Origin of the sequence: Ditibartonella apis, assembly GCF_001952075.1 — a bacterium.
In the GTDB taxonomy this organism is placed as follows: Bacteria; Pseudomonadota; Alphaproteobacteria; order Rhizobiales; family Rhizobiaceae; genus Bartonella; species Bartonella apis.
The window spans coordinates 142,076-167,834 of sequence record NZ_LXYU01000003.1 but is presented as its reverse complement, the minus strand read 5'-3'; the positions used below and the strand labels follow the sequence as shown (position 1 = coordinate 167,834).

Sequence of the window (25,759 nt, the reverse complement as noted above, 5' to 3'; positions counted from 1 at the left end):
TTATATTTACATCTTTCCAATAAATCGAATGGGACTGTCGCGCTTCTTTTTTCTTCCCGCAGATAGTCTTGGCAAAATGGTCAGGATTTTAAGCCATCAATCGGGTTCTTAAAATCAATCCGGATGTTTCAAGCGGAATTGATGACGCGCTTCATTTGAATGATACGCGCTTGGCTTGCACTCATATTTTTTGAGATAATTTTGCTTTTCCCCTGCCAATCAGGCAGAATGGATAAACAGTTTTTCAAGCAGCTATTCATCCCACAATAAACGGCATTCATTTAAAGGCTGCAGAAATTGACATAAGCACGCGATGTCAATAGATGAAGGAAACGCCTTTTAAGGGCGCTTGAGGACATTTGTCATGGCCAATATATATCGCGAATTGTTCAGAAAGCCCGGCACTGTTGCCTTTTCGGTAACGGGGTTGTTGGCACGTATTCCGATATCAATGATTTCAATCGGCATTATGACAATGTTTGCCATTGAAGGCTTGGACTATGCTACCGCCGGTCTCGTTTCGGCAAGTTATGTCCTTTCCAATGCCATTATTACGCCGCAAATATCGAAACTTGCCGATGAATACGGGCAAGCCCGCGTGGCGCGTCCGGCAATTCTGGTTTCTTTTTTGTCGCTCTGTGGCTTGTTGATTGCCGCACAATATAAAGCGCCACTTTTCATCTTGATTATTGCCGCAATTCTCGTCGGTTTTATGCCGAGTTTCGGTTCTTTCGTGCGTACACGCTGGTCGCAACTCTATCATGGTTCGCCGCTTTTGCGTTCGGCCTTTGCCTATGAATCGATTGTCGATGAATTGATCTTCATGGTCGGCCCTATTATTGCTATCGAGTTCACAAACCATCTGTTTCCCGCCGCCGGTCCGCTTGCCGCCGGTCTTATCATGCTCTTTGCAGGCCTCGTCTTTACCTTGCAAAAATCGACCGAGCCGGTCGCTCATGGCAAGCGGCAAAAGGGTTCCACTTCGGTTATCCGCCTTTTTTCCATTGCGCTTCTCACCGTGATTATGTTTTGCGTCGGCACCATTTTCGGCACTGCGGAAATTTCTGCCGTGGCGATCGGCAAATCGCTACAACAGACAAATTACACCGCTCTGCCGCTTGTGCTTTACGCGGCTGGCTCTTTCATTGCCGGCATTGTTTATGGTGCACTGCCTGCCCGTATAAAATTGACGAAGCAGCTTCTTGTTGCCACCATCGTTGCTGCGGTTACGACATTGCCACTCTTGCTTGTTACAAACTTATGGAATTTGAGCATTGTGCTTTTTATTGCCGGTGCCGCCTGTTCACCCACAATCATCATTGCCATGTCATTGATCGATACAATTGTCCCGCCAGAAAAACTCACCGAAGGCATGTCGTGGGGAATTACCGGAATGGCAATGGGTGTTGCGGCCGGGGCTGCCATTTCCGGAAAACTGATTGATGCTTTTAGCCCTGAAACCGGCTTTTATGTTTCCATTGTCGGCGGCTTTCTTGCTCTGATTTTAACAGTGTTCGGGCAAAAATATCTAAACCCCAAAACACCAAAGCCAAAAACCATTCTTGAAAATTCCTGAACGGTGCGCGCTTCCCTCATCCAAGTCTAGAGCACTTTTTGCTTTTTCCATGTGCCCGAAAGATAATAGGAAAGCGCCAGAATGAGCGAGGCAAAAGCGCCGACGGTGAAACTCCACCAGATGGCATCTGCCTTTATGGAACCATAAAACATGTAATAGAAGCCAAGGCGTACCGGATAGACAGCAATGAACAGGCAAATGAGCGGCACAAGAACTGCGCCATTGGCACGAACTGTTGAAAACAGCACCATTGCAAGGCCGAAAAACAGAAAGCTCCAGCTTGCAATCGCCTGAATATGCTGTGCCATTGGTACGGCCGCGCTATCATTGCCCAAAAACAGGATAATGACCGGACGGTCGAAGATGAGCAATAACCCGAGCAGAATAGCTGTCATGACAAATGTTGCCGCGCAGCCGATCAATGTGGTTTTTGAAATCCTGTTCCAGCGACCGGCACCAATATTTTGTGCAACCATTGCACTGACTGCCGCACCCACTGCCATGGAAGGCATTTGCAGATATGTCCATAATTGCTGCATGATGTTATAGGCGGCAATGGTGGTGACACCTTCCTGATTGACAAGACCGATCATGACAAGGCCGGATGTCGCAATGATGACCATTTGCAGGCTCATCGGGAAACCTTTCAGCACGATAAAGCGCATCAGGCTGAAATCCGGCCAGATATAGGTGAGTTCCCGTCCTTTAAGCCGCAAAGGCAATTTCTTGACATAGATATAGATAATCATGGCAAAAAGCGCGAGATAGCCCGAAACAGATGTCGAGGCGGCAGCTCCCGCAATGCCCATTTCAGGAAAAATCCACAAGCCCAGGATCAGTACGGGGTTGAAAATAATATCGAGCACAACATTGACGCACATGAAAATGAGCGGCGTCATGGAATCTCCCGCCCCGCGAAGCCCCATCATAATCATGACCATCAAAAGATCGGCCGGAGCAGCAAGGAAGATAACCCGCAAATAATCTTCAGCCAGCGTAAAAGCATCAGCCGGTGTTTCAAGAAAGCGTAAAATTTCGGGCGAAAAAAACCACCCCAAAACCGCAAGAACCACCGAGAGAAACAGACAAAAGCCGATAGAAGCGCCGAAAGCCTGTCGTGCACGGTGCAAATCTTTGCGCCCGATGGATTGGCCAACCATAATGGTTGCCGCCATACCGAAACCGAAAACAAGGGCAAACAAAAGAAAGGTGATGATATTGGCATTAGCCGTTGCCGCAAGTGCACTTTCACCTAAAAACCGCCCCACCCAGATTGTGTTGATCGAACCGTTGAGCGATTGAAGAACATTGGAAAGCAATGTCGGAATGGCAAAGAGAAGCAACGTTCTGGTGATCGGCCCTTCAGTCAGATTATTGAGAACAATTGTTTTTTTATGCGGCAAGTGAACGCTCCATCAGCGCATTTTATTGATCGACCCGAAGCGGGTAAAATTTCATTTTTTAAATGATGATATAAAACATATAGGTGTCGTAAATGTTATGTGTAGCCCTTTCAGGGCAATCGCGGAAAACAACTGATGAAGAATTTATTTTTCTCTCAAGGTCAAGAATGAAATGAAAAACCACGATAAAGTGAAGCCGGTTTTGTCGCTCTCACAGTTCTTCACAATTGAAACCGGTCAGGATAATGTCGGCCTGAATGATGATGTGAGGCGCATCGCGATTTTCTGTCACAAACACCTTTCAAGTTTTATCGGTTTAGGCCATATCAGTTTTTCATGTATAAGGTTTTAGAGTCATAAAGGTTCTTCGCGCTATATAGGCACACTGGTTTTTAAGGTTCCATCGTTTTAAAAAAGTCGGGTTCGGGTTATTTAATGCACATTCTTCCTATGGTTCTGGCTGTCGCTTTGTTTATGGAACATGTGGATTCCAATGTGATTTCCACGTCCCTTCCCGCCATTGCCGCCGATTTGAACACAAGCCCCATCGCGCTCAAACTCGCCATGACTTCCTATCTCGTGGCACTTTCGGTTTTCATCCCTATAAGCGGGTGGATCTCCGACCGTTTCACCGCACGCATTATCTTCCGTGTTGCCATCGTGGTTTTTCTTGCCGGATCTCTTTGCTGCGCTTTTTCCTTTTCGCTCCATTCCTTTGTTTTGTCGCGCTTTTTACAAGGCATTGGCGGGGCAATGATGACACCCGTCGGCCGTCTATTACTCGTCAAATCCACCCCGAAAAACCAGCTTGTCATTGCCTTTCAATGGTTTTCCATTCCCGCCCTTGTCGGCCCGCTTGTAGGCCCGCCGCTTGGCGGCTTCATCACCACCTTTTTTACCTGGCACTGGATTTTTCTTATCAATATCCCGATCGGTTTTATCGGGCTTCTTCTTTCGTCAATCTATCTGCCAAAAAATGAAAAGAGATATATCCGCCCGCTTGATTGGACAGGCTTTTTCCTTTCGGCAATCAGCCTTTCCGGCTTCATTTTCGGCCTTTCGATTGTAAGCCTTCCCGCCTTGCCGCAAAGTGTCGGCATCAGTGTCACCATTTTGGGCGTAATTTTCGGCGCCATTTATATCAAACACGCAAAAAACCGCAAAGCACCCCTTCTTGACCTCAGGCTTTTTTCCGATCCGGTTTTTGCACGCGCCATTATCGGCGGCAGCGTTTTCCGGCTTGGCATTGGCGCCGTGCCTTTCCTGCTTCCCATGATGCTGCAACTTGCCTTCGGCCTTTCACCGATTGAATCCGGCCTTATGGTTCTTGCCGCGGCCATAGGCTCGCTCGGCATGAAGTTCGGTGCCAAGGAAGTTTATGCCCGTTTCGGCTTTCGCAAAGTGTTGATGGCGGGGTCTCTCGTCTCGGCAATGTTTACCGCTTCCAATGGCCTGTTTTACCCCACCACACCCTATTTGTTGATGATTATCGTGCTCCTGTCCGGCGGCTTTTTGCGCTCGCTTTTCTTTTCCGGTGTCAATGCCCTTGCCTTTTCCGATATTGCCAAAGAAGACATTAGTCAGGCAACGCCGATTGCCGCCGTTGCCCAACAGGCTTCAATGGCGCTCGGCATTGCAATTGCCGGCGCGGTTCTGGAAATTGCCAGCTCCTTTCACAACAATATATTGAAACTTGAAGATTTTCATACGGGCTTTTTCGTCGTCGGCTTCATCTCGGCACTTGCTTTCTTCATCTTCCGCACATTGCCCCGTGATGCAGGCCATGCTTTGAACGAAAAAAGCAAACAATCCGCGGCACAACACTGATGAAACCAAAACATATTCGCTAGCGGCTTGACCGCATTTTCTAATCTGTTACAATTTATGTTGTCGTTTATGAGAACATTTTAATGTTGCGGCTTGACCGCATTTTCTAATCTGTTACAACCGCGCCTTGAACACTTAGCGTGGGACGGTTGTTGCGGCTTGACGGCATTTTCTAATCTGTTACAACGGACTTGTTTGGTGGTGAACAAGCCAAGGAGTTGCGGCTTGACCGCATTTTCTAATCTGTTACAACTACGCCTATCTTTAATTACCCATGCCATTAGTTGCGGCTTGACCGCATTTTCTAATCTGTTACAACTGACGCACGGGCGGGTATTGAGTCCTATACGTTGCGGCTTGACCGCATTTTCTAATCTGTTACAACAATTCACTACATCTATCTATCTCCATTCTTGTTGCGGCTTGACCGCATTTTCTAATCTGTTACAACTGCCGACATAATGCTGTTCTGGATTATCAATGTTGCGGCTTGACCGCATTTTCTAATCTGTTACAACAGACGAAGATCGCGAAGGTGAAGACGCGTTTGTTGCGGCTTGACCGCATTTTCTAATCTGTTACAACCCTTCTGCAATCTGCTGGAGCCATCATAATGTTGCGGCTTGACCGCATTTTCTAATCTGTTACAACTCAAATGCTTTTTGATCGGGTTTAATGACGGTTGCGGCTTGACCGCATTTTCTAATCTGTTACAACAAATGTGCTAGTTTATAAATGTAAACACGTGTTGCGGCTTGACCGCATTTTCTAATCTGTTACAACTATAGTTTAACCAGATCAAGGCCGTTTACGGTTGCGGCTTGACCGCATTTTCTAATCTGTTACAACCAATGCAACGAAAAACCGTGCTTCAAGATCGTTGCGGCTTGACCGCATTTTCTAATCTGTTACAACCGTTATCGAAGTCTTCAAAGGTTATTCGGTGTTGCGGCTTGACCGCATTTTCTAATCTGTTACAACACGAATAAAAAAGACAATCGCTGCTTGGCAGTTGCGGCTTGACCGCATTTTCTAATCTGTTACAACTATAGGTAGAAAAGTACGTAACCTTGTCTTGTTGCGGCTTGACCGCATTTTCTAATCTGTTACAACATAAGCTTGAATGTGGTAACGATCAGTTTTGTTGCGGCTTGACCGCATTTTCTAATCTGTTACAACCTTTTTCGTTTTTGTGTTGAAAATGAAATTGTTGCGGCTTGACCGCATTTTCTAATCTGTTACAACAATTCTCGCAATTGATAATCAAGCCGGTAAGTTGCGGCTTGACCGCATTTTCTAATCTGTTACAACCCTGTCATGAGGGTCGACACGAAAACGATAGTTGCGGCTTGACCGCATTTTCTAATCTGTTACAACCGATGTCCACTTAACCCTTTGTTTTATAAGGTTTAAGTGGATATTTTTTTGTAAAAAAATGCTGTTTTTCATTAAAATAACACCGGTAAATTTCGATTTTTTTGACTTGTCGTCCACGTTTTCTCTAAAAATCTAACAATATTTTCACATAAGCAAAATCTAACAATATTTTCACATAAGCACATGAACAATTTGCTTGTCCCACCCTTGAAAAAATATCGAACTTTCATCATTCGGTATAACGACTTTACAGCAAATTTACATCAAACATTGCCGGAAAATTTGAGAAAGCAAAAAAGGAAAAACGGAAAAATTTGACGACACCGTTGGGTCGGAAACCCCCAACACCAAAAAGGTGGCGCTCCGGATGGCTCGGTGTCCAAGAAAAATATAATGTAATTGAAAAATAAAATCAACAAACAGCATCATGAAGGAAGTAAAGATTTAGTATAACGACGTTTTACCAACGTTCTGTTGCGGCTTGACCGCATTTTCTAATCTGTTACAACCCTGCTTATTCAAAGCAAAAGCCAAAGCGAGTTGCGGCTTGACCGCATTTTCTAATCTGTTACAACTAAGCATCAATAACCGCCGCCGGTATGTCTTGTTGCGGCTTGACCGCATTTTCTAATCTGTTACAACCATCATTGATATTGCTTGTAGTCATCGGGGGTTGCGGCTTGACCGCATTTTCTAATCTGTTACAACGACACCGGATATGCTCACGATTATGATTTTGGTTGCTGCTTGACCGCATTTTCTAATCTGTTACAACCGATGTGCGCTTAACCCTTTGTTTTATAAGGTTTAAGTGGATTTTTTTAAAAAAAGCCGTTTTTCATTAAACTAACACCGGTAATTTTCGATTTTTTTTGACGTGCTTCCAAGCTTTTCCGTAAAAATCCAACCATTTTCAAATGGCTTGCCAATTCAGAAAGGTGGTTAGTCTCTCACCGCTTGAAACACCTTCTAAATTAGCATTTGCTAACAACTAATAACCTATAATCAGTCCTTATCGTCTCTGCTGTCCCGGAAGTCACTCACATGCCCCATGAAATCGGGAGATTGACGATGATGAGCGAGCATCAAGGCAAAAAACGTATAATCGACATTCGATAGAGAAGAAACCTGCCGCAAGCCATTACAATTCACAACGTATAAAACGCACAAATCACGGTAAAGATAAGCAAAAGAAGTATATCACAGAATGGGAATTAACACGCCGGGGGGCCGGAAATGCAATCCCCACATCGCTAAAAGCCATGGCGTTCCTTACTCGGCGCACACCCAATATAACAAAACGAGAGAAACAAATCAACGAATAACGTAATTAACAAAGTAAATATCAAGTATAACAAGGTTTTAGCGGCTTTCCGTCGCAACTTGACCGCATTTTCTAATCTGTTACAACACATGTCTCGGGTGACAAGCGCGCGCGTCAGTTGCGGCTTGACCGCATTTTCTAATCTGTTACAACTATTTGCGGTCGAATAGAAGCAGACACAAGGTTGCGGCTTGACCGCATTTTCTAATCTGTTACAACAACGGGGCGCAAATTATATAACGCACAAGTGTTGCGGCTTGACCGCATTTTCTAATCTATTACAACTCTTGATGATACTGACCGGCGAGGCTGGTGGTTGCGGCTTGACCGCATTTTCTAATCTGTTACAACCTAAACATTTTTTCAACACTTCGGGCAGCGAGTTGCGGCTTGACCGCATTTTCTAATCTGTTACAACTCGTCGCAAGCCATATAAGCCACCGTGTCAGTTGCGGCTTGACCGCATTTTCTAATCTGTTACAACCATGATGAATGCGGTGAGTGGAAGCCCACGGTTGCGGCTTGACCGCATTTTCTAATCTGTTACAACCGATGTCCACTTAACCCTTTGTTTTATAAGGTTTAAGTGGATATTTTTTTGTAAAAAAATGCTGTTTTTCATTAAAATAACACCGGTAATTTTCGATTTTTTTTGACGTATCTTCCAAGCTTTTCCTGAAAATCTAATCATATTTTCACATAAGCACACGATCAATTTGCTTATCCTTTAAGGCAAAAAAATATCGAAATTTCATCGTTCGGGCAACGTAGTTGCGATCTTACCAACACAGGATCAGCCGGCATGGCCGGGCTTTTTTTAGAAAGACCTCAAGCAATTTAGTGAACCGCTGTTTCGATTTTTTAAGAAAGCTTTCCGTTGTTAAAATGCTGGTGAATGCGCCGTGCTACCTAACAAGCAGCCCGCTTTGATAAAGCAGACTTTAAGACAGCATGATAAACCTTAAGACAGCGAGTTAAACCGGTTTGTCGCATCCGGTTTGCTTTCGTCAATTTTTAAGAGTGGCTAAAACCGAACGAGCCTGGCCCACTCGGCCAGTCTCACCCAATCGGCCCGATTAAAACGGCCTCATCAGGCCTTTTTTATAAAAGGCCTGATTGTTCAACCAAGCTTTTAAGGCCTGCCAGTTCAAACGAGCTTTTCAGGCCTCATTATTGAAGCGGGCGTGTTCAGGCACATTTGCTCAACTGGCCGATCCATTTTTCGCGTTCGAGGATATAATTGTCGGCGATAACCAGACCGGAAACCAGCGAGTTTTGTTCGGATGTTCCGATATATTCAAAGCCCTGTTTTTCGATAACGCGGCGGGAAGCTTTATTGGCCGCAAAATTCGAGACATAGAGCGCATCAATATCGGTTGCACGGAAAGCGGCATCAATCAGGCTGCCAACCGCTTCTGTTGCATAGCCCATATTCCAATAGGGTTTGCCAATCCAGTAACGCAGGCTCAGGCCTTCGCCTTCTTCGCGGTCCTTGATATGACAGGCGCCGATAAACGCGCCATCCTCGGCTTTTGTAATGGCATAGGCGCAATAGCCCATCTCGCCCGCCACCGAACGAAGAATGTATTCTGCCGCATGTTTTCGTGTGAATGGAAAAGGCATAGATTGAAGCATGGCAGATACATTCCGGTTGTTGGCGAGATCGGCAATGGCGTCCATGTCTTCTACATTGGGTGCGCGTAAAACAAGCCTTTCAGTTACCAAAACCGGGCAATCCAAGGTTCTGGGCGGCCTCTTTCTTATTTCTTCTAATAATTCAGTGCTCATAGTTACCTCCTGGAGCAATAGAAAAAGGGAAGGATGGTGTCCCATCTTTCCCTTTAATTTGCTTTGGAAGCTAACCGGGGTCCAATGGGACGCCGGTTTTATTTAAGAGCTCCGGCTTACTCTGCTGCCTCCGCCATCGGAATCACCGACACATAGGAGCGGTCATTCGCTTTGACGCAGAAAGATACTTTGCCCGCTTTAAGGGCAAATAATGTATGGTCTTTACCCATGCCGACATTTTCGCCAGGGTGCCATTGTGTGCCGCGTTGCCGGATAATGATGTTACCCGGAATAACTGCTTCACCACCAAATTTTTTAACGCCTAGGCGTTTTGATTCTGAATCGCGACCGTTACGCGAGGAACCACCAGCTTTTTTGTGTGCCATGGTTGTTCTCCTTTAATCTCTCTTACTTTTCCGACTTTTTAGCGGCTGCCTTTTTCGGCGCTGCTTTTTTTTCGGTTGTTTCTGTTTTGGCTTTCTTTGCAGCCGGTTTTTCAGCCTTTGGTGCTGCCTCTTTGGCGGCTACCGGTTTTGCTGCTTTTTCAGCCGGCTTTGTTGCAGCCTTGGAAGGCTTTGCACCACCTGTAAGAATTTCGGAAATGCGAATTGTGGTGAATTCCTGACGATGACCACGAATGCGCTTTGAATTCTGGCGGCGGCGCTTTTTGAAAGCAATAACTTTGCGTGCACGTGCCTGTTCAACAACCTCTGCTGTTACCAACGCATCGGCAACGACAGGAGTTCCGATTGTTGCTGTTTCACCTTCGCCAACAACGAGAACCTGATTGAACTCCACAATATCACCGGCATTGCCAGCGACCTTTTCAACTTTCACAAGTTGGCTGGGGGAAACACGGTATTGTTTACCACCCGTCTTGATGACTGCGAACATTTTTTACCCTTTCGTTCCATCCGGATCTTGTCCAACACTTCAAAGCGATGAGACAGCCCGTCTTTTTATCAGTCGTTAAAACTATCAATCTTTAAAATTTGCCAGCCCTAGAAAACCGACCGGCATAATTTTAGACAAGTGCAGATACACTTTTTCACACAAATGTAGACACACTACGCCTTTGGCCGATTTATGCAGAAGTTTTCTTCACTTGTCAATCGACCAGCTTTAAAAAACCGGAAAGCTTTTTGTGAATTAGCCGGCAATCATGGCGAAAAACCGGATGCACTTGACAACAAACATTTTTTGTCGGGTAAACAGCAATAGGCCTGAACAACTCTGATGCTTTTTAAAAAATCGCGCCCGTGGCCCCGCGCAAAAATGAACAAAACAAAGTTGAAAGGGTGAACGGAATTTTCCAAAAATTAAAAAAAGGGGCTTGTGTCAAAGCTAATTGCCAGCTATTTAGCCGCTAACGCGCTCGGATATTTGTTTATCAAATAAAGTTCGCCTTTTATGGAGAGGTGGCTGAGTGGTTGAAAGCACCGCACTCGAAATGCGGCATAGGGGCAACTCTATCGGGGGTTCAAATCCCTCCCTCTCCGCCATCGTTTTCCTTTTCTTTGAAACGACTTCTTTAGTTATGCGCCCGCTTGGAATGGCCGCGCTTGACCGCATTTTCTAATCTGTTAGAATATTGCCTGTTAATTTATTGACACTTTTAGTTGCGGCTTGACCGCATTTTTTAATCTGTTGTGTTCAGGCTGCAATATTGGCTTTATTGACCATGCTTGCAGCCTGATCACGTTTTATATAGGCTGATACAACGAGCAAAGCGCGAGGAAAAGCAAAACGAAAGTTGCGGCTTGACCGCATTTTCTAATCTGTTACAACCAAGCGGGCTTTTTTATTGGAATGTGTTATGTTGCGGCTTGACCGCATTTTCTAATCTGTTACAACCACAACCGGTAACGATCAAACAAGAGAACATGTTGCGGCTTGACCGCATTTTCTAATCTGTTACAACCAGCGAGATGAAAATCCGCCAGCGGGTTAAGTTGCGGCTTGACCGCATTTTCTAATCTGTTACAACACACCTGAAGGTGCTTTTCGCGGCAACATGTTGCGGCTTGACCGCATTTTCTAATCTGTTACAACCTTCATTCTTGCGTATGATGTAATGAATAAGTTGCGGCTTGACCGCATTTTCTAATCTGTTACAACGGTCTTCCGGATGAATGCACCGCCGAAGCTGTTGCGGCTTGACCGCATTTTCTAATCTGTTACAACCCTTCGATAAAAACCTTCGCGCCTTTCTTGTTGCGGCTTGACCGCATTTTCTAATCTGTTACAACCGGTTAGGCTTGTGGCATTTGGTGAAGACTGTTGCGGCTTGACCGCATTTTCTAATCTGTTACAACACAAGCCAGAAGTGAGTACGATTTAACAGGGTTGCGGCTTGACCGCATTTTCTAATCTGTTACAACTCTTTTAAAAACCTTGTCCAGTTGTCCAGGTTGCGGCTTGACCGCATTTTCTAATCTGTTACAACTCTTTTAAAAACCTTGTCCAGTTGTCCAGGTTGCGGCTTGACCGCATTTTCTAATCTGTTACAACAAAATGGGTATCCAAGGAACTGGAGATGTTTGTTGCGGCTTGACCGCATTTTCTAATCTGTTACAACACGCGAATAATCAACCTCGCCCATTGGCATGTTGCGGCTTGACCGCATTTTCTAATCTGTTACAACCCCCGTTGAGATCGGTGACGTTACAGATGAGTTGCGGCTTGACCGCATTTTCTAATCTGTTACAACATTTCTCGACATGCAAAAGCCGCCAAGCTAGTTGCGGCTTGACCGCATTTTCTAATCTGTTACAACGGCGGGGAAAGACGATGCGCTGCTTTTGCAGTTGCGGCTTGACCGCATTTTCTAATCTGTTACAACGCTGACGCGAGCGGATGGCCGCGCCACTTTGTTGCGGCTTGACCGCATTTTCTAATCTGTTACAACTGACGCGGGGAACGAATAGCTTGACTTCCTGTTGCGGCTTGACCGCATTTTCTAATCTGTTACAACTCGCCGGAAGTTCAAGACCTAGCGAAACAAGTTGCGGCTTGACCGCATTTTCTAATCTGTTACAACAGGTCGTTTTGACGACGGCGCATCTAAATCAGTTGCGGCTTGACCGCATTTTCTAATCTGTTACAACATGTGATTGAGGCGGTATTCTTTACCGTTTTGTTGCGGCTTGACCGCATTTTCTAATCTGTTACAACTGATGTCCACTTAACCCTTTGTTTTATAAGGATTAAGTGGATATTTTTTTAAAAAAAATGTTGTTTTTCATTAAAATAACACCAGTTGGGCGGGATTTTTTTGACGTTTCCTACGTGCTTGATCGGAAAATCTTACAATATTTTCATATTGCTTGTCGGTAAATTGGAAAATATAGATGTTTCCTCGTTCAGGCAATGAGGATTCGATCTTCCTGACATAAGATTCGAATTGTTCTTTTCCGTTACAGAAACGCAGATAGTTCGAGAACTCGCTCATCTCAAAGCCAATATCCAACAAAAATTGTCTGAATTTCGTTGCGTCGTGGCGCTGTTTTCTTGTGTCTACCGGTAAGTCGAAAGTAACTCATATCCACATTAATCGATACCCGCTTAAATGTTTAGGACCCGATGTTGCACGCTCAAGATAGGCTGTCATAATTGTTATCTTCTCCCCATGCCTCATCAATTTGGACCGGATCGTTTTGCAAAGAAAAAATTGAACGTTCATCGGGTAAAGCCAACTTGACCTTGCCCGTTTCAAAACTTTCCGCAACCGAATGTACAAAGTATTGAACTTGCTGGCTGACAGGCGACGTTCCAACATGACTTTTCAAATCAAGTGATGAAAGTGAAGCAAGATAAGTTTTTACCTCGGCATCAACTTTTGTTTTTCCTTGAGTAAGCAGGTGGAAGACCATGCGATCAATAAAAGGACGATAAGGTTCCATCAAATCATCAGCAAGCGCGAAGGCATTGGCACGATGTGAATGAAAAACGCCCAATGTTGGATGGAGGCTGCCAGCACAAATGGCGCGTGAAACAAGTGCACACAGAACGATGTAACCATAATTTAAAAGGCTGTTGATACCTTCTTGTGCTATGTCACGTTTGAACGCGGTTCCGAATAATGTTTTCCAATATTTGCGGGCGGCCTGTGCTTCCTTATTTTCCGGGTCACCGCTACGCACCTGACGGGCAATGGAGACAAAAGCCGCCCCCTCTTTGCCACAAGCTTTGAGCACTGCGCCTTGTAGCCTGATTTTACAACGAACGATTTCTGCCCAAATCTGTTTTTGTATCGGCTTTGGTGCCGAAGCCTGCGCTTTCATCCGCACAGCTTGAACAGAATGGCCTTCTACCGGACAAACGATAGCAACCGGACGGTGGTTATTTCCACATAACACGATTGGAATAGAGCGTTCGGACAACTCGATAAAGACGTGATTTGTCCAACTTAAACCATAAGAATGAGTAATTAAGGCTCCAATATCATCAAGCGCAACCCGCCCCACTTCCGCTTCTCGACTGGAAATGGTTAAAAAACCTCTTTTTATGGCAAGGTGTAAGCCTTCAGCAGGTATGTCAACTATTCTTTTCATAAAAAGAGCATGCCGCAAAACGGCATGTTCTCAACAGTTTTTTATAAACAGGGTTCATTTCCTATGATCTTGCTTGTTTGGACTCTCTGTCCTGCGCACCGGGGTCGAAAACGCGCCCCATCTCATCCACACGAATTTGCCGGAATTGCATTTTTTTCAAACCCGTTGCTGTTTTAACAGTCAATTTAAAGGGGTCGTTTTTGTTGGAATCCCTCGCCGATACATCCGCTTCATTATGGGGAGCAAAAAATATCAGGCCGTTTTGACCGAATTTGACAATGCGTGCAATCACACGCCCTCTTTCCGGATCATTATAAGCGACCATATCATTTTGTTGCAGGCTCAACACTTTGCGTGCTGTCGGGTTATTTTTATGAAATTCCGAACTCCATTTTGGTTGGTGCGCATCAAACATTGAAACAACTTCGCTAATCCATTTGCCTTTCAATGTTTCCCAAACATCATAGCGATAGTTTGAATTTCCCATATAGCCTTTATAGGGTTCACCATTTTTGTCTTTTATTTCAATGACATTACGAGGCAGGAGCACCCTGACATGGCGGATACCCTTATAAAGCTTATGGTCACGTGCAAAACGGAGCAAAGCTTCCTGATATTCCTTTTTGTCCAAACCTTGCGTTGCACTATAAAGTTCGGCTTGTAAATTCTCGTCACGAATTGTTGGAATATCTTCACTCTCGAGTGACAAGAAATTCTCTCTCGTGACAACAACTTTATTGCCCTTGTCGTCCATTTCACCGGTTAGTCCATAGGCTGTTTCATTGTGCAACTGTCCGGCGGTTTTGCCCTTGCCTTGAGCGTAACCGGCACGGTTTATTGTGCCATGATCCTGCTTATGGCTGACAATGATTTTGTCTATAATGTTTTTAACATCGTCATAAAAGTTGGGCCACGGCAAGGCATCGGAAACTACTTTTTCTACAAAAGCATCGAAATCCTCCTTTTCAAATTTTCCGGCTGCCGTTGCAATGCTCTTCAAAAGAGAACGCGTCGTGACACCGATTACAATGGCATCAATGGCATGATGACGATGATCTTTACGGTTTTTCTTATAATGGGTTTTGAACTTCTCAAAACTCGACAATCCCGGGTCAAGTGCCAGAATGAAATTCAAATTCCACTTACTCCGCAACAATTCGGTCAATCTGCCGGGAGTTACCCAAACGTGTTGAATCTTTTTGAACTCGCCAACAGAATCCGCCTCTTCCCCCGGATAAAGACTATCAAAATATTCGCGGGCAAGCTTTGCCAAATATTGGGTATCCGTCAATTGACGGGCAAGAAATTGCCGATTGTCCTCGAACTTTTTCATTGCATCGGGCCTAAAACGTTTTTGTTTGTTCTCTGGCAATTTTTTTGACCGCCCGATGATTTCATCATAACGATCTTTCCATTCTGTAACGTCGGCAGGAGCACGGTTGCGCTTTATTCTGTTTTCTTCGCGTAAGCAGAGAATTTTATTGGCATAACTATCATCATAGGTGAGTGAAAAAGGCAAAATGTGATCGATTTCCACTTCGCCCGAAAACAGCATCGGTTCGGTTATCCGTGTTCCCGAATAAATGGACTTTCTATCGTCAGGATCCTTCCCAAGCTCTTCCCAAAGCTTCAGCAACAATCGGTTATTGGCGTTGTCTTTTTGTCCTAGTCTTTCAAGTTTTTGAGTACGTTCAAAACCGGCTTTAATGTTGTCATTAAGCGTTTTGTTATGTTCTTTTCTCTCTTCTGACGACATTGGTAGGTCGCGCGCAAGCTCGACCACTATTTGCCACGGTTTGCCATAAGCCTTGATGAGCCTGTTGGTGAGGCGACGAACCTGATTAAGCCCGATATGAACGGTCGGATTGGTAAGCCTACCCTTATAAATGTCATAAATATCATTCTTGTCGCCGGTTCCCGGAACGATGTGGCGTTCCAGAACCTCCTGATAGCGTGGCAACTCGTCCAACCCCTTCCAATTGCGATTTGCCAATGAATGATCGAAGCCGCAACGATGGGCTGCTTCGGCTTCGCTAATTACATCCTTCTTCAATTGCTCCAGAATTTTCGATGTTGCTGTAATGCCAAAGCGCCCATAACCGTCGGGCAGATTGGCGTTGATAATTTCAGACCGCTGTTCATCCGACAATTTCGGGAATTTGTTCTTCAGCCATTCTTCAAGTTTATCGGGATTTTCTTCGTTATTGAGCTGATCAATAATTTCGCGCTGTTGCTCTATTGAAAATTTGGCCCAATCACCCCCGAAAAGTTCCGGTTTTGAAAAGACCGAATAGACTTCATCACCCGTTAACTGCTTGCGATTTTCGGTTTCTTTATTAAAGCGCCCGCCGGCCGGAATTTTTAACGCTTTGCGAAGTGCCGCAAATGTTTTTGTTTTTGCCGGACGCATCAATGTGATGAGCGTATCGCGCTCTTCCATGGTCAATTTGCGTTGTGACAAATCGGGAAGGATAATCGCCAATTCATTGATTTCTTTATAGAGGCGGAATTGTTGAAAAAGCGGGTCGGATTTGGGGAGTCTCAATTCGCCTTCAACCAAAGTACACAAGCCCACCTTTTGTTCTTTAAGCGGGCGCTGAAAAAACATGACATGGAACAATTCTTCTTCCCGCTCTTTTGTCAAAACATCGGGATAATATTCCGCCTGCGCTTGCCAGATTTTGTGAAACTCGTCTTCAAGCATGGCGCGTTCGGGATAAAAGGCGTAAGCCTTATTTGTCAATGCTTCGGAACTGGCGCGAAGGCGCACGACATGCCCCTCTTCCCGCCGTTTGGCAAGATAAGCGCCCAAAGTCGGCGCGTGGCTCTGGTGCATCAAGCCTGACAATTCTTCAATACCGGCAGCAATTTTGCCTTTTTCATTGCTTTTACGATCGGCTTTACGGTTGGATTTGAAGCCGCGCCTTTGCCCGATATGGAAAAGCGCGCGCGCCACATAGGCCAAAGGCAATTTTTCTTCAAGTGCCCGCGCTCTTAACGAATAGGGGTCGGTCTTTTTGTCTGTAGAACCGGATGGTTTGTCATTGGTTTCAAGGAGTATTTTATCACGCTCGGCTTTATCTTCAGGTAGAAGGCCATAGCCTATCAATTTATCCAATGTTCTTTTTCTGCGACGGAGGTAACGGTCGCGCATACGGGAAGCCGAACGAACGTTACGCCGCCTTACCGCCAAAGGTTCAAAAGTTTTCGGATCCCGACCATCACTAAAAATACGTGCACCGGCATTCAGAATGCTTGTCGCTTCCTGCTTGTCATTTAATTGAAAAACCGCCCAACCGATGGAATTGGTGCCAATATCAAAAGCAAAACGAACATTGGAATAGTTTTCAGCAGTCATAACCGCTCCCCTCACGCAAAATCGTTGAAAAATTTAACCAAGAGGAAAAAATAAGCAAGAATAAAAAACTATTGACAGCTGGTTATTTTCATATATTTTCACGTTTACAGATTAGAAAATGCGGTCTGGCTGTTAACAAGCTAGATATGCACCAAATAAGACAGCTCCTCCGGGGGCTGTTTTTTATTGTACTTTAGTTTATTTTCTTAAATTTGTTTTCGCACGAACTTGGTGCTTATTGACGTATTATTTGTTTGGCGGACTTGTCATCATTCCAGCTATTTTGTGCTTGGTGACGGCAAAAAAAAGATGTGATTTTTTAACACTGCTTGTGATTTTACCGGACGCAACAGGCGGGAAATATCCGGCTTTTTTTTAAATTCTTTCCTGTCAAAAAAGCGCGTAATGACTATTTTCGATAGATGACAAATTTTTTGAGTAAAACGACAATTTTTTAAAGCCGGAACCGACAGGCGATCACACAATGAAAAAATCAACCGACATGTCTATGACAACAATCCGTTTTTTGTGGGCTAAAATATGCCGCTTGATGGCGGTTTTCATTGTCGTTTTGCTAACGAACTTTTCTATATCGAAGCCGGAAGCGATAGCCGGTGAGGATTTTTCCGATTACACATTGGACAAGGTGGTGGTTTTGATGCGCCATGGCGTGCGCCCGCAAAACGACACCGCAAAACTCGACCAAGCAACCGGCAGAAAATGGCCTCAATGGATAGTGCCCGACGGAAATTTGAGCGGTCATGGCTATGCCGGTATTGTCGACCAATCCCGCTATATGTTTGAAAACTGGAAAAGCGAAGGGCTTGCACTCTCCTCCCCTTGCCCGAAAAAAAATGAAGTCTTCATCCGGGCAAGCCCGATCGAGCGGACTGTTGCAACAGCGCAAGCTTTAACCGACGGTATGTTTCCCGGATGCGGTATAACGCCAAGCCATTTGCCGCTTCAAAAAAAAGACCCGCTTTTTCAGGCTGTGGAAATGGGGTTAGCGCAACCGGACCAGAAAAAAGTTGAAGATGAAGTGATGGAAGCCATGGGTGGTTCGGCCGAAAAAGCGGCACAAAAATATGCCGATGATGTGGAGTGGTTGCGCCAAACCGTGTGTGGAACCGGCGTGACAGACTGCCAATTTCTTGATGAAAAATGGGGCTTCAAAAAAACAAAATCGGGAAAATACAAATTGACCGGCCCCGTCTCGTCTGCCAGTGCAATTTCGGAAACAATCCGCTTGCAATATAGTGAAGGATTACCCGTTCAAGAGGTTGCATTCGGGCACGTAAAAAATGCGGGCGATGTGTTAAAACTCATGAGCCTTCATGCAGCAAAATATGATCTTCTTGACAATACAATGGAAATTGCAAGAACCGGCGGCAATATTTTAATGCATGAAATAACCGATAGCCTCCTTGCCGATAAAACGTCGGGAGGCGAACCGAGCTTTCCGGAACTTGCCGCACCCCTTGTTATATTTGTCGGCCACGACACCAATATTTCACAAATCAAAACCATATTGGATTTTCATTGGAAACTTGCTTCCTATCCGGCAGACGATATTCCCCCCGGTGGCATGTTGATATTCAAGCGTTATAAAAATAACAAAACCGGCCGCTTAGCTGTGCAATTGTCATTTGTCGCGCGAACACTTGACGAATGGCGGTTTTTAACGCCGCTTTCAGAGAAAAACCCGATTGCCCACGAAATTTATACCAATCCGGAATGCAGTTTATCCGGAAAAGACGAAAGCGCGAAAAATAATCCTTCTAATCTTGAAAGTCTTTGTGATCTTGAAACTTTTGTAAGCCTCTATCGCGATAAACTAGACAAGATTCCCGATGACCTTCCGCTGTTCAAGTGAGGCTTTATCAGTTTGAAGAGGCGTTGCACGTTTGGCAAAGAGGAGCGTATTTTGCTCACGGTCATTTTATTGCGGGCTCTTGAAAAGAGGTAACTATTGGTCGCTCTTTTTTGCACGGACTTTTCGCGGCTGTTTTTTATGATAGAGCAGATTTTTAAGGGCAGAGCGTGCGGCAACAACATCAATATTGGCCTTGATCACCTCTTCAAGCTTGCTCCCTTCCGAATAATTTGCCGGTAAAACGCATTGGACACGGCCATCATCAATATATTTCGACGCCGTTTCGTGTGCGCCATTTTTATTGGCTTTATAAACCGCAATAGAAAGCCCGCCCTGATCTTTGACAAGGCGAAAACAGGGAACATCTGTTGTCCCGTCACCGATATAGACCATATTTTCAAAGGGGACGGGACGGTCTGCCTTGTTCACATATTGATTGACTTTGACATCATCGCTCAGATCGAACTCGCCTTTATTGATGCGAAAAAGATATTGTGTTTTGGTTGTGTAATTGACAGCCAAGGCCGGAGAAAAAGCAGCCCCACTGGGGTTAAACAAAAATTTGGAGGCGTAAATTTTGTAAAACTCTTTTGCGATCGCCGTTCCGACAATAATTTCATAATTACCGGCCGAGAGCAGGTAATGTTTGACCTCTACCCCTTTTGATTTTCCGTAAATGTTGATGCGTTGAAACCAGCTTTCGACACCTTTGAACAATTTGACCGTTTTGCCAAATTTCTTGAAATCTTTACGCCGCACAGAAATGCCTGCCTCATCGGCTTTGCGGAGCATCTGTGTCATATAGATGAGCACGTTATCGGCCTGATTTTTCTTTGCCAGTTGATTGACCTCTTCCCAAAATTCTTTCGGTTTCATACCAATATTGGGCAAAAACTGCGCTTCCTGCATGTTACCGTCGGCCAATGTGCCATCAAAGTCATAGGCGATTGCCATTTTCGGTTTGCTATTTGTCATCAACCTTGCCTTTCAGATTGCCTTTCTGGCTTGCGTTTCGAGAAGCTTTTTCAAAAGCCCGCCACGGTGTGCACCGATTAATAAAATCTCTCACCGGAGAAAAAGCAAGTAAAGGCAATGTATTTATTGCATGTCTTTAGCGAACAGTGTTTCCACAACTTAAGATTTTAAAATGAATATTTTTAATGTCAGTCGTAAACTTTCGCGTCCCAATTTAAAAAACAAAATGCATCAGTTGCAAATAAGCGTTGTTTGTTTTTTAAAGCAAGTCTGACGGGAGAATGGCTGTGAGCATTTCACCGGCAAGTGTTTTTCAAAAGAGCTGTTCCGGTTTTGTGGCTTCAAGCCCCTTTTGTGGCCTCGCGCTCCAAGCAAAATTTTGCAAAGCTCGTTTTATAAAACCGCTTTCCGCCATAAACCATATGGCGGAAAGGAAAGTATAGTGTTCAGGCCTTTTTTTCTACCGCAACAATCGGTTGTTTCAAAATGCCAAGCACAATCGTGGTGACAATTGTCCCAATAATAAGTGCTGCAAAATAGCCGACATAATTGATGACGACACCTGGAATAAAGGCAAGAAATATGCCGCCGTGGGGTGCACGCAAGCCCGTGCCGAGCCCCAACGCGACCGCACCGGCAACGGCAGAGCCCACAACCAGCGCGGGGATAACACGGAACGGGTCGCGTGCGGCAAAAGGAATGGACCCTTCGCTGATGAAAGCAAGTCCCAGAATGAAGGTTGATACTTTCGAGGAGCGTTCATCGGTTGTAAAGCGGTTGGGGAAAATCCATGCGGCAAGTGCCAAAGCCATGGGCGGAGTCATACCGGCAATCATGGTTGCAGCAATCGGCCCGTAAACGCCCGATGAAATGAGTGCAACCGAAGTTGCATAAGCTGCCTTGTTGACCGGCCCGCCCATATCAACCGCCATCATGCCGCCGATAATGGCGCCAAGGAGATAGGCATTGGTTCCTTGCAAGCCTTTGAGCCATTCGGTGAGGAAATTAAGAAGCGCTGCGACCGGCGTTCCGATGGCAAACATCATCAACAGGCCGGTTATCAATGTGGCAATGAGTGGCAAGACCAGAACCGGCATCAAGCCTTGCAAGCTTTTGGGCAATTTGATCCACTTGATGGCAAGGCGAACCGAATAACCGGCAATGAAACCGGCAAAAATACCGCCAATGAAACCGGCGCCGATATTTTGCGACAGTAACCCGCCGATCATCCCCGGTGCAATGCCCGGCCGGTCGGCAATCGAATAGGCAATAAAGCCCGCAAGTGCGGGCACCATCAAGGCAAAACCGCCCTTGGAGCCGATGACAAAAAGTGCATTGGCAAATGTGCCTTCCTGATTGGTGACACCAACGCCGCCAATGGCAAAGGACAACGCAATCAAAAGCCCGCCGGCAACAACAAAGGGAAGCATGAAGGACACACCGGTCATCAAATGCTTGTAGACACCGCCAGCAGTTTCGCTGCTTTCAGAACTTTCCCCGTCCTGAACCGCTTTCTGCTTTTGCACTTCGGCACTTTCAATGGCTTTTTTTATTAAAGTTTCGCCATTATTGATGGCCGGTTTTGTCGGGCAGGAATAAACGCGTTTTCCCGCAAAACGGGTGCGGTCAACCTCGCGGTCTGCGGCAATAATAACAAGATCGGCCGCGGCAATTTCGGCCGCCGTCAAAGGTGTGCCGGCACCAACAGACCCTTGCGTTTCAACCCTGATTTCATGGCCTAAAGCTTTGGCCGCTTCTGTAAGCCCCTCGGCCGCCATGAATGTATGGGCAATACCGGTCGGGCAAGATGTAACACCGACAATTTTAAGGCTGCGATTGGCATCATTGAGTTCCGGATGAAGTTGATCAGAACCTGCCATTTTTTCTGTTCCGTTTTCTACCGGATCATTTTCGCCATCTCCCGAAAAAATAATGGCAGAAGGGTTTTTGAAGAGTTCTTCAAATGTCAGTCTTTGTAGTTGTCCTTTGAAGCTTTTCAAATGATCGTTTTGCCAATCATGATTGTTGCTCACAAGCAGCAATGTATCGGAACCGGCATCTTTGGGAATGCGCGGCAAGGTTCCTGTCTCGACGATTTCAAGGCTTAAAGATTTGCCCCTTTCGCTTGCGGCTTTTTGAAGAACTTCGCGGGCAAGCAAACTATGCACACCACCGCCCGCACCATCTATCAAGGCTATCAAAGTCATGTTGTTCTCCTCGTTCAAATGCGGCGATCAACCGACCCGCCGACATTCTACCTTTTGAGCCAAATTTTCGATTATCGTTTTTTCCGGCAAAGCCGGTCCGAATTTTTGAAGTTTGCCAACCGCAAAGGCTGTACCAAGGCGTGCAATATCTTCGAGTTTTGCGTTGTCGGAAATGCTTTTTGCAATGCCTGCAACCATGGCATCCCCCGCCCCGACTGTGCTTTTGACGCCCGAAAGCAAATATTGCGCGTGGATTGCCCCTTCACGGGAAACAAAAAGCCCTCCTTTTTCGCCCATAGAGACGGCAACAAGTGCCATTCCACGGTCAATCAACGAGCGGGCAATGTTTAAAACTTCTCCCTCATTTTCAAGCTTTTGGCCGCAAAAGGCCGAAAGCTCGTCAATATTGGGTTTGATAGCAAGGGGAAGTTTTTCCGCTTTCAACAATTCCTGAAGCGCTTTTCCGCTGCAATCGACAATAATTTTTGCGCCACTTCCTGCCCTTTCAACCTCGTTTCTATAAAAACGCGGATCCATTTTCGGGGGAAGGCTGCCGCTCATGACAATAAGCGCGCCTTCGGCAAGAAAATCATCGACAATATTTTGCAATTTTGCGATTTCTTCCACCGTCGGGCTTACCCCTTGCAAATTGATGTCGGTGGTTTCACTCTCGTCAACGATTTTGATATTGGTGCGCGTTTTACCCTCATAGCGGATAAAGCGGTCTTCGATATGGTGACTTTGAAAAAGCTCTTCAAAAAGTCGGCTATTGGCGCTTCCAAGAAACCCTGTCACCGCCGTTTCAACAGAAAAATCGGCAAGGCAGGCTGCCACATTAATCCCCTTGCCGCCCGCATTGAAACGTGCCTCTTCGGCACGGTGGACATGCCCGCGTTCAAGCTTTTTCAAATGGATTGTTTCATCAATTGCCGGATTGACGGTGAGTGTTGCAATTTTCATGACTTGGCCTCGTCAAGGGCGCGAACCTCTTCGGCGGTTTCACATTGCAAAGCCTTGTTGGCAAGTTTGCGCATATCGGCAAGGCTTTTTGCCCTGAGCCTTGCCTTGACGGTTGCAATATCGCGCGGGGTCATCGACAATTCATTGACACCAAGGCCCGAAAGCAACATCGCCCCGAACGGGTCACCGGCAATGCCGCCGCAAACCCCTACCCATTTGCCTGCTTTTTCCGCCCCTGAAACGGTTCTTTCCACCATCCGCAAAACTGCCGGATCAAGGCTGTCGGCTTCGGCTGCAAGATCGGGATTTTGCCGGTCAACCGCCATGGTATATTGGGTCAGATCATTGGTGCCGATTGAAAAGAAATCGACATGGGGAGCAAAAATATCGGCCATAATGGCAGCCGCTGGTACTTCGATCATAATGCCGATTTTTAAAACCGGTGCGGCAAGATCTTTGCGGATTTCTTCGGCAAGCGTTTTCAACTCTCTAATTTCGTTCACCGACATAATCATCGGAAACATAATCCACGGATCGCCGCCTTCTTTGGCGGCGCGATAAATTGCGCGCAATTGCGGCACCAGCAGGTCTTTTCTGCGTAATAAAAGCCGCGCGCCCCTCACGCCCAAAAACGGATTATCTTCTTTCGGCAAATCAAGATGGGCAACCTGTTTATCGCCACCAATGTCGAGCGCCCTGATAATAAGCGATTTGCTACCCAATGCCGAAAGCATATCGCGATAAACCTTATATTGCGTCTCCTCGTCGGGCGTTTCGGTGCTTTCCAGAAACAAAAATTCCGTGCGCATCAGCCCCACACCTTCACCCCCTTCATCCAATGCAAAGGCAACCTGATCGGGGCGGTTGATATTGGCGGCGATGTCGATTACATGTCCGTCGGTGGTTTTTGCAGGCTTGGCACGTTCGGCAACTTCTTTTTCACGCTCTTCTGCCAATTTGACGATTTGCTTTTGTGCAGTCTCGACATCTTCCTTCGTGGGCGAAAGATATAAAATGCCGTTATAGCCGTCGACAATCGCGCTCTCGCCATTCTTTGCTTCAAAAACCTTGTTTCCCGCTGCAACCAGCGCAGGGATTCCCAAAGTGCGCGCAAGAATGGCGGTGTGCGAGGTTGGCCCGCCCGATGCCGTGATGAGACCGTGGACTTTTTCAGGGTTGAGATTGGCCGTATCAGAAGGTGTTAAATCTTCCGCAACAATAATTGCCCCTTCACCGATATTCTCGAACGAGCCTTTGGCATAAAGCGGGTCGATCTCGGCAAGGACACGCCCGCCGACATCGCGCAAATCGACCGCGCGGGCGGCAAGCAAAGGATTATCCATATGTTGAAGGGCATTGGCCGCCTCTTCGACCGCCTTGTTCCAGCTCCATGCCACGCCATGGCCTTCCGCCATCAAATGGCAGGCAGAAGAGATAAGATTATCATCATCAAGAAGGGTGGCCTGTGCCTTGAAAATGGCAGCATCCGACGCGCCGATACGACGGGTCACATCATCGACAATCGCTTTCATCTTGTCTTTGGTGCGCCCCAAAGCGTTTTCAAGCCGTGCGGCATCTTCAGAAAGTTTGCCGGGCTTATCTTCGACTTCACCCGCCCCGTTTTCCAGAATGAAAATTGTACCGACTGAAAGACCGGGGCTTGCCGACAGGCCGTCAATGCCCGCTTTTCCTGAAGGTGGCCGGAAGCCATAAATTTTCTTCGGTTTCACTTCGGCTTTTTCGGCTGCTTCCTTCTCGCTCAAGGTGATTTTTCTTGCCATTAAAACCGCTTCCCCCAGAAGCTGTTCACCATTTTCCGCGTCGGTTGAAAAAACGAGCCTGTCACCATTTTTTCCGCCAAGTTGCAAGAGACCGGCAAGGCTTGTCATATCGGCCTGACTATTGCCATTGCGGACGAGAATTTTTTGCCCGCTTTTTTTGGCAAATTCCACCCAGATCGACGCCGGACGCGCATGAAGACCGGACGGATAATCAAGAACCCATTCTTTGGTCACCCGAAGATCGGCGGCTTCACTTTGCGGTGCTTCGTCATTTTCGACAAGGGCTGCCATAATGACCGATTTGTCGGTGGTCGTTTCAAGTTTTTGCAGCGCATCGGGATGGCTAAGTAGTCGGGTCAACCTTTTTAAAATTTCGATATGGCCGTCGGAATTGGCGGCGATGGCAAAAATCAGTTTTGCCTTTTCGCCATTTTGCCAGTCCACCCCATTTGGAACTTGAATAACCGAGATCGCATCACGGTTGACAAGGTTGCGGTCTTCCACCATGCCATGGGGAATGACAACGCCTGAACCGAGCCACGTATTGGCAACCTTTTCACGCGCCAACATGCTTTTCCCGTAAGCCGGTTCAATTGCGCCTTCATCAACAAGAAGTTGAGCGGCGGCAAGAATGGCCGACTCCTTGTCGGAAAAATCCGCATTCAACAAAATTGCATTTTCGGAAAGAATTGCTGTCTTTTCAGATGCTGCTGCCACGGGTTTCCTCCCTTGGGCTTTTCAAAATGAATTGAAAACG

Annotated in this window: 14 protein-coding genes, 1 tRNA gene, 1 pseudogene and 4 CRISPR repeat arrays; of the genes and pseudogenes, 5 read left to right on the top strand and 11 right to left on the bottom strand. The window is 46.1% G+C overall.

Features of this window, described 5'->3' with window-relative positions; translation table 11 throughout:
- Positions 1 to 364 precede the first annotated feature (364 nt).
- Positions 365 to 1,576 carry an MFS transporter gene (locus PEB0122_RS07640; protein WP_075916526.1) on the top strand — a complete coding sequence of 404 codons (1,212 nt, stop codon included), beginning with the start codon at positions 365 to 367 and terminating at the stop codon, positions 1,574 to 1,576.
- Between the two features lie 26 nt (positions 1,577 to 1,602).
- Here the strand turns inward: PEB0122_RS07640 and PEB0122_RS07635 are convergent, their stop codons facing one another.
- Positions 1,603 to 2,979, bottom strand: a complete 1,377-nt coding sequence (locus tag PEB0122_RS07635; protein WP_075916524.1) for an MATE family efflux transporter — start codon at positions 2,977 to 2,979, stop codon at positions 1,603 to 1,605.
- A 172-nt stretch (positions 2,980 to 3,151) separates the two neighbouring features.
- On the opposite strand from PEB0122_RS07635, the gene PEB0122_RS07630 reads away from it, so the two are divergent.
- Both PEB0122_RS07630 and PEB0122_RS07625 read left to right on the top strand, forming a co-directional pair.
- Positions 3,152 to 3,331 carry a hypothetical protein gene (locus PEB0122_RS07630; protein ID WP_075916523.1) on the top strand — a complete coding sequence of 60 codons (180 nt, stop codon included), beginning with the start codon at positions 3,152 to 3,154 and terminating at the stop codon, positions 3,329 to 3,331.
- A gap of 83 nt (positions 3,332 to 3,414) precedes the next feature.
- The gene (locus PEB0122_RS07625) at positions 3,415 to 4,806 is read left to right on the top strand and encodes a DHA2 family efflux MFS transporter permease subunit (RefSeq protein WP_075916521.1); all 1,392 of its coding nucleotides are present in this window, start codon (positions 3,415 to 3,417) and stop codon (positions 4,804 to 4,806) included.
- Positions 4,807 to 4,825: 19 nt separating this feature from the next.
- A CRISPR array of direct repeats spans positions 4,826 to 6,183; the repeat unit is 36 nt; unit sequence GTTGCGGCTTGACCGCATTTTCTAATCTGTTACAAC.
- 472 nt (positions 6,184 to 6,655) lie between these two features.
- Positions 6,656 to 6,958: direct repeats of the CRISPR family, unit length 36 nt; unit sequence GTTGCGGCTTGACCGCATTTTCTAATCTGTTACAAC.
- A 599-nt stretch (positions 6,959 to 7,557) separates the two neighbouring features.
- Positions 7,558 to 8,057: a CRISPR direct-repeat array (repeat unit 36 nt; unit sequence GTTGCGGCTTGACCGCATTTTCTAATCTGTTACAAC).
- A 638-nt stretch (positions 8,058 to 8,695) separates the two neighbouring features.
- Here the strand turns inward: PEB0122_RS07625 and PEB0122_RS07620 are convergent.
- The 3 genes from PEB0122_RS07620 to rplU all read right to left on the bottom strand — a co-directional run bounded on the left by PEB0122_RS07620 (position 8,696) and on the right by rplU (position 10,189).
- Positions 8,696 to 9,295 (bottom strand): GNAT family N-acetyltransferase, encoded by a 600-nt coding sequence (locus PEB0122_RS07620; RefSeq protein WP_225867827.1) that lies wholly within the window; start codon positions 9,293 to 9,295, stop codon positions 8,696 to 8,698.
- A gap of 116 nt (positions 9,296 to 9,411) precedes the next feature.
- Positions 9,412 to 9,681 carry a 50S ribosomal protein L27 gene (rpmA, locus tag PEB0122_RS07615; protein ID WP_075868982.1) on the bottom strand — a complete coding sequence of 90 codons (270 nt, stop codon included), beginning with the start codon at positions 9,679 to 9,681 and terminating at the stop codon, positions 9,412 to 9,414.
- A 22-nt stretch (positions 9,682 to 9,703) separates the two neighbouring features.
- Entirely contained in the window at positions 9,704 to 10,189 is a 486-nt protein-coding gene (gene rplU, locus PEB0122_RS07610) for a 50S ribosomal protein L21 (protein WP_075868983.1), read from the bottom strand.
- A 518-nt stretch (positions 10,190 to 10,707) separates the two neighbouring features.
- On the opposite strand from rplU, the gene PEB0122_RS07605 reads away from it, so the two are divergent.
- Positions 10,708 to 10,797 (top strand) — tRNA-Ser (locus tag PEB0122_RS07605).
- A gap of 249 nt (positions 10,798 to 11,046) precedes the next feature.
- A CRISPR array of direct repeats spans positions 11,047 to 12,469; the repeat unit is 36 nt; unit sequence GTTGCGGCTTGACCGCATTTTCTAATCTGTTACAAC.
- A gap of 70 nt (positions 12,470 to 12,539) precedes the next feature.
- Here the strand turns inward: PEB0122_RS07605 and cas2 are convergent.
- The 3 genes and pseudogenes from cas2 to cas9 form a co-directional block, all read right to left on the bottom strand.
- Positions 12,540 to 12,821: pseudogene (gene cas2 / locus PEB0122_RS07600) on the bottom strand (CRISPR-associated endonuclease Cas2); the annotation flags it as partial.
- Positions 12,822 to 12,888: 67 nt separating this feature from the next.
- Positions 12,889 to 13,848 carry a type II CRISPR-associated endonuclease Cas1 gene (gene cas1, locus PEB0122_RS07595; protein WP_075916517.1) on the bottom strand — a complete coding sequence of 320 codons (960 nt, stop codon included), beginning with the start codon at positions 13,846 to 13,848 and terminating at the stop codon, positions 12,889 to 12,891.
- 61 nt (positions 13,849 to 13,909) lie between these two features.
- Positions 13,910 to 17,206, bottom strand: coding sequence for a type II CRISPR RNA-guided endonuclease Cas9 (cas9, locus tag PEB0122_RS07590; RefSeq protein WP_075916515.1), 3,297 nt, complete (start codon positions 17,204 to 17,206; stop codon positions 13,910 to 13,912).
- A 484-nt stretch (positions 17,207 to 17,690) separates the two neighbouring features.
- On the opposite strand from cas9, the gene PEB0122_RS07585 reads away from it, so the two are divergent.
- Positions 17,691 to 19,079 (top strand): histidine-type phosphatase, encoded by a 1,389-nt coding sequence (locus PEB0122_RS07585; RefSeq protein ID WP_075916513.1) that lies wholly within the window; start codon positions 17,691 to 17,693, stop codon positions 19,077 to 19,079.
- 93 nt (positions 19,080 to 19,172) lie between these two features.
- Here PEB0122_RS07585 and PEB0122_RS07580 read toward each other — a convergent pair whose 3' ends face one another.
- From PEB0122_RS07580 to ptsP, 4 genes are all read right to left on the bottom strand, one after another.
- Positions 19,173 to 20,054, bottom strand: a complete 882-nt coding sequence (locus PEB0122_RS07580) for an HAD family hydrolase (protein ID WP_075916511.1) — start codon at positions 20,052 to 20,054, stop codon at positions 19,173 to 19,175.
- A 446-nt stretch (positions 20,055 to 20,500) separates the two neighbouring features.
- Complete coding sequence (locus PEB0122_RS07575) at positions 20,501 to 22,261, bottom strand: PTS fructose transporter subunit IIC (protein ID WP_075916509.1); 1,761 nt, start codon at positions 22,259 to 22,261, stop codon at positions 20,501 to 20,503.
- Between the two features lie 27 nt (positions 22,262 to 22,288).
- Positions 22,289 to 23,221 (bottom strand): 1-phosphofructokinase, encoded by a 933-nt coding sequence (gene pfkB, locus PEB0122_RS07570; protein WP_075916507.1) that lies wholly within the window; start codon positions 23,219 to 23,221, stop codon positions 22,289 to 22,291.
- Entirely contained in the window at positions 23,218 to 25,719 is a 2,502-nt protein-coding gene (ptsP, locus tag PEB0122_RS07565) for a phosphoenolpyruvate--protein phosphotransferase (protein WP_075916505.1), read from the bottom strand. The genes pfkB and ptsP overlap by 4 nt, the downstream gene beginning before the upstream one ends.
- Between the last annotated feature and the right edge of the window lie 40 nt (positions 25,720 to 25,759).

Excerpts from the sequence above, each read along its gene's own strand:
- PEB0122_RS07620 (WP_225867827.1), bottom strand. The coding sequence starts at position 9,295 with ATGAGCACTGAATTATTAGAAGAAATAAGAAAGAGGCCGCCCAGAACC.
- cas1 (WP_075916517.1), bottom strand. The coding sequence starts at position 13,848 with ATGAAAAGAATAGTTGACATACCTGCTGAAGGCTTACACCTTGCCATA.
- PEB0122_RS07580 (WP_075916511.1), bottom strand. The coding sequence starts at position 20,054 with ATGACAAATAGCAAACCGAAAATGGCAATCGCCTATGACTTTGATGGC.
- cas9 (WP_075916515.1), bottom strand. The coding sequence starts at position 17,206 with ATGACTGCTGAAAACTATTCCAATGTTCGTTTTGCTTTTGATATTGGC.
- PEB0122_RS07575 (WP_075916509.1), bottom strand. The coding sequence starts at position 22,261 with ATGACTTTGATAGCCTTGATAGATGGTGCGGGCGGTGGTGTGCATAGT.
- PEB0122_RS07640 (WP_075916526.1), top strand. The coding sequence starts at position 365 with ATGGCCAATATATATCGCGAATTGTTCAGAAAGCCCGGCACTGTTGCC.
- rpmA (WP_075868982.1), bottom strand. The coding sequence starts at position 9,681 with ATGGCACACAAAAAAGCTGGTGGTTCCTCGCGTAACGGTCGCGATTCA.
- PEB0122_RS07630 (WP_075916523.1), top strand. The coding sequence starts at position 3,152 with ATGAAAAACCACGATAAAGTGAAGCCGGTTTTGTCGCTCTCACAGTTC.
- PEB0122_RS07625 (WP_075916521.1), top strand. The coding sequence starts at position 3,415 with ATGCACATTCTTCCTATGGTTCTGGCTGTCGCTTTGTTTATGGAACAT.
- rplU (WP_075868983.1), bottom strand. The coding sequence starts at position 10,189 with ATGTTCGCAGTCATCAAGACGGGTGGTAAACAATACCGTGTTTCCCCC.
- PEB0122_RS07585 (WP_075916513.1), top strand. The coding sequence starts at position 17,691 with ATGAAAAAATCAACCGACATGTCTATGACAACAATCCGTTTTTTGTGG.
- pfkB (WP_075916507.1), bottom strand. The coding sequence starts at position 23,221 with ATGAAAATTGCAACACTCACCGTCAATCCGGCAATTGATGAAACAATC.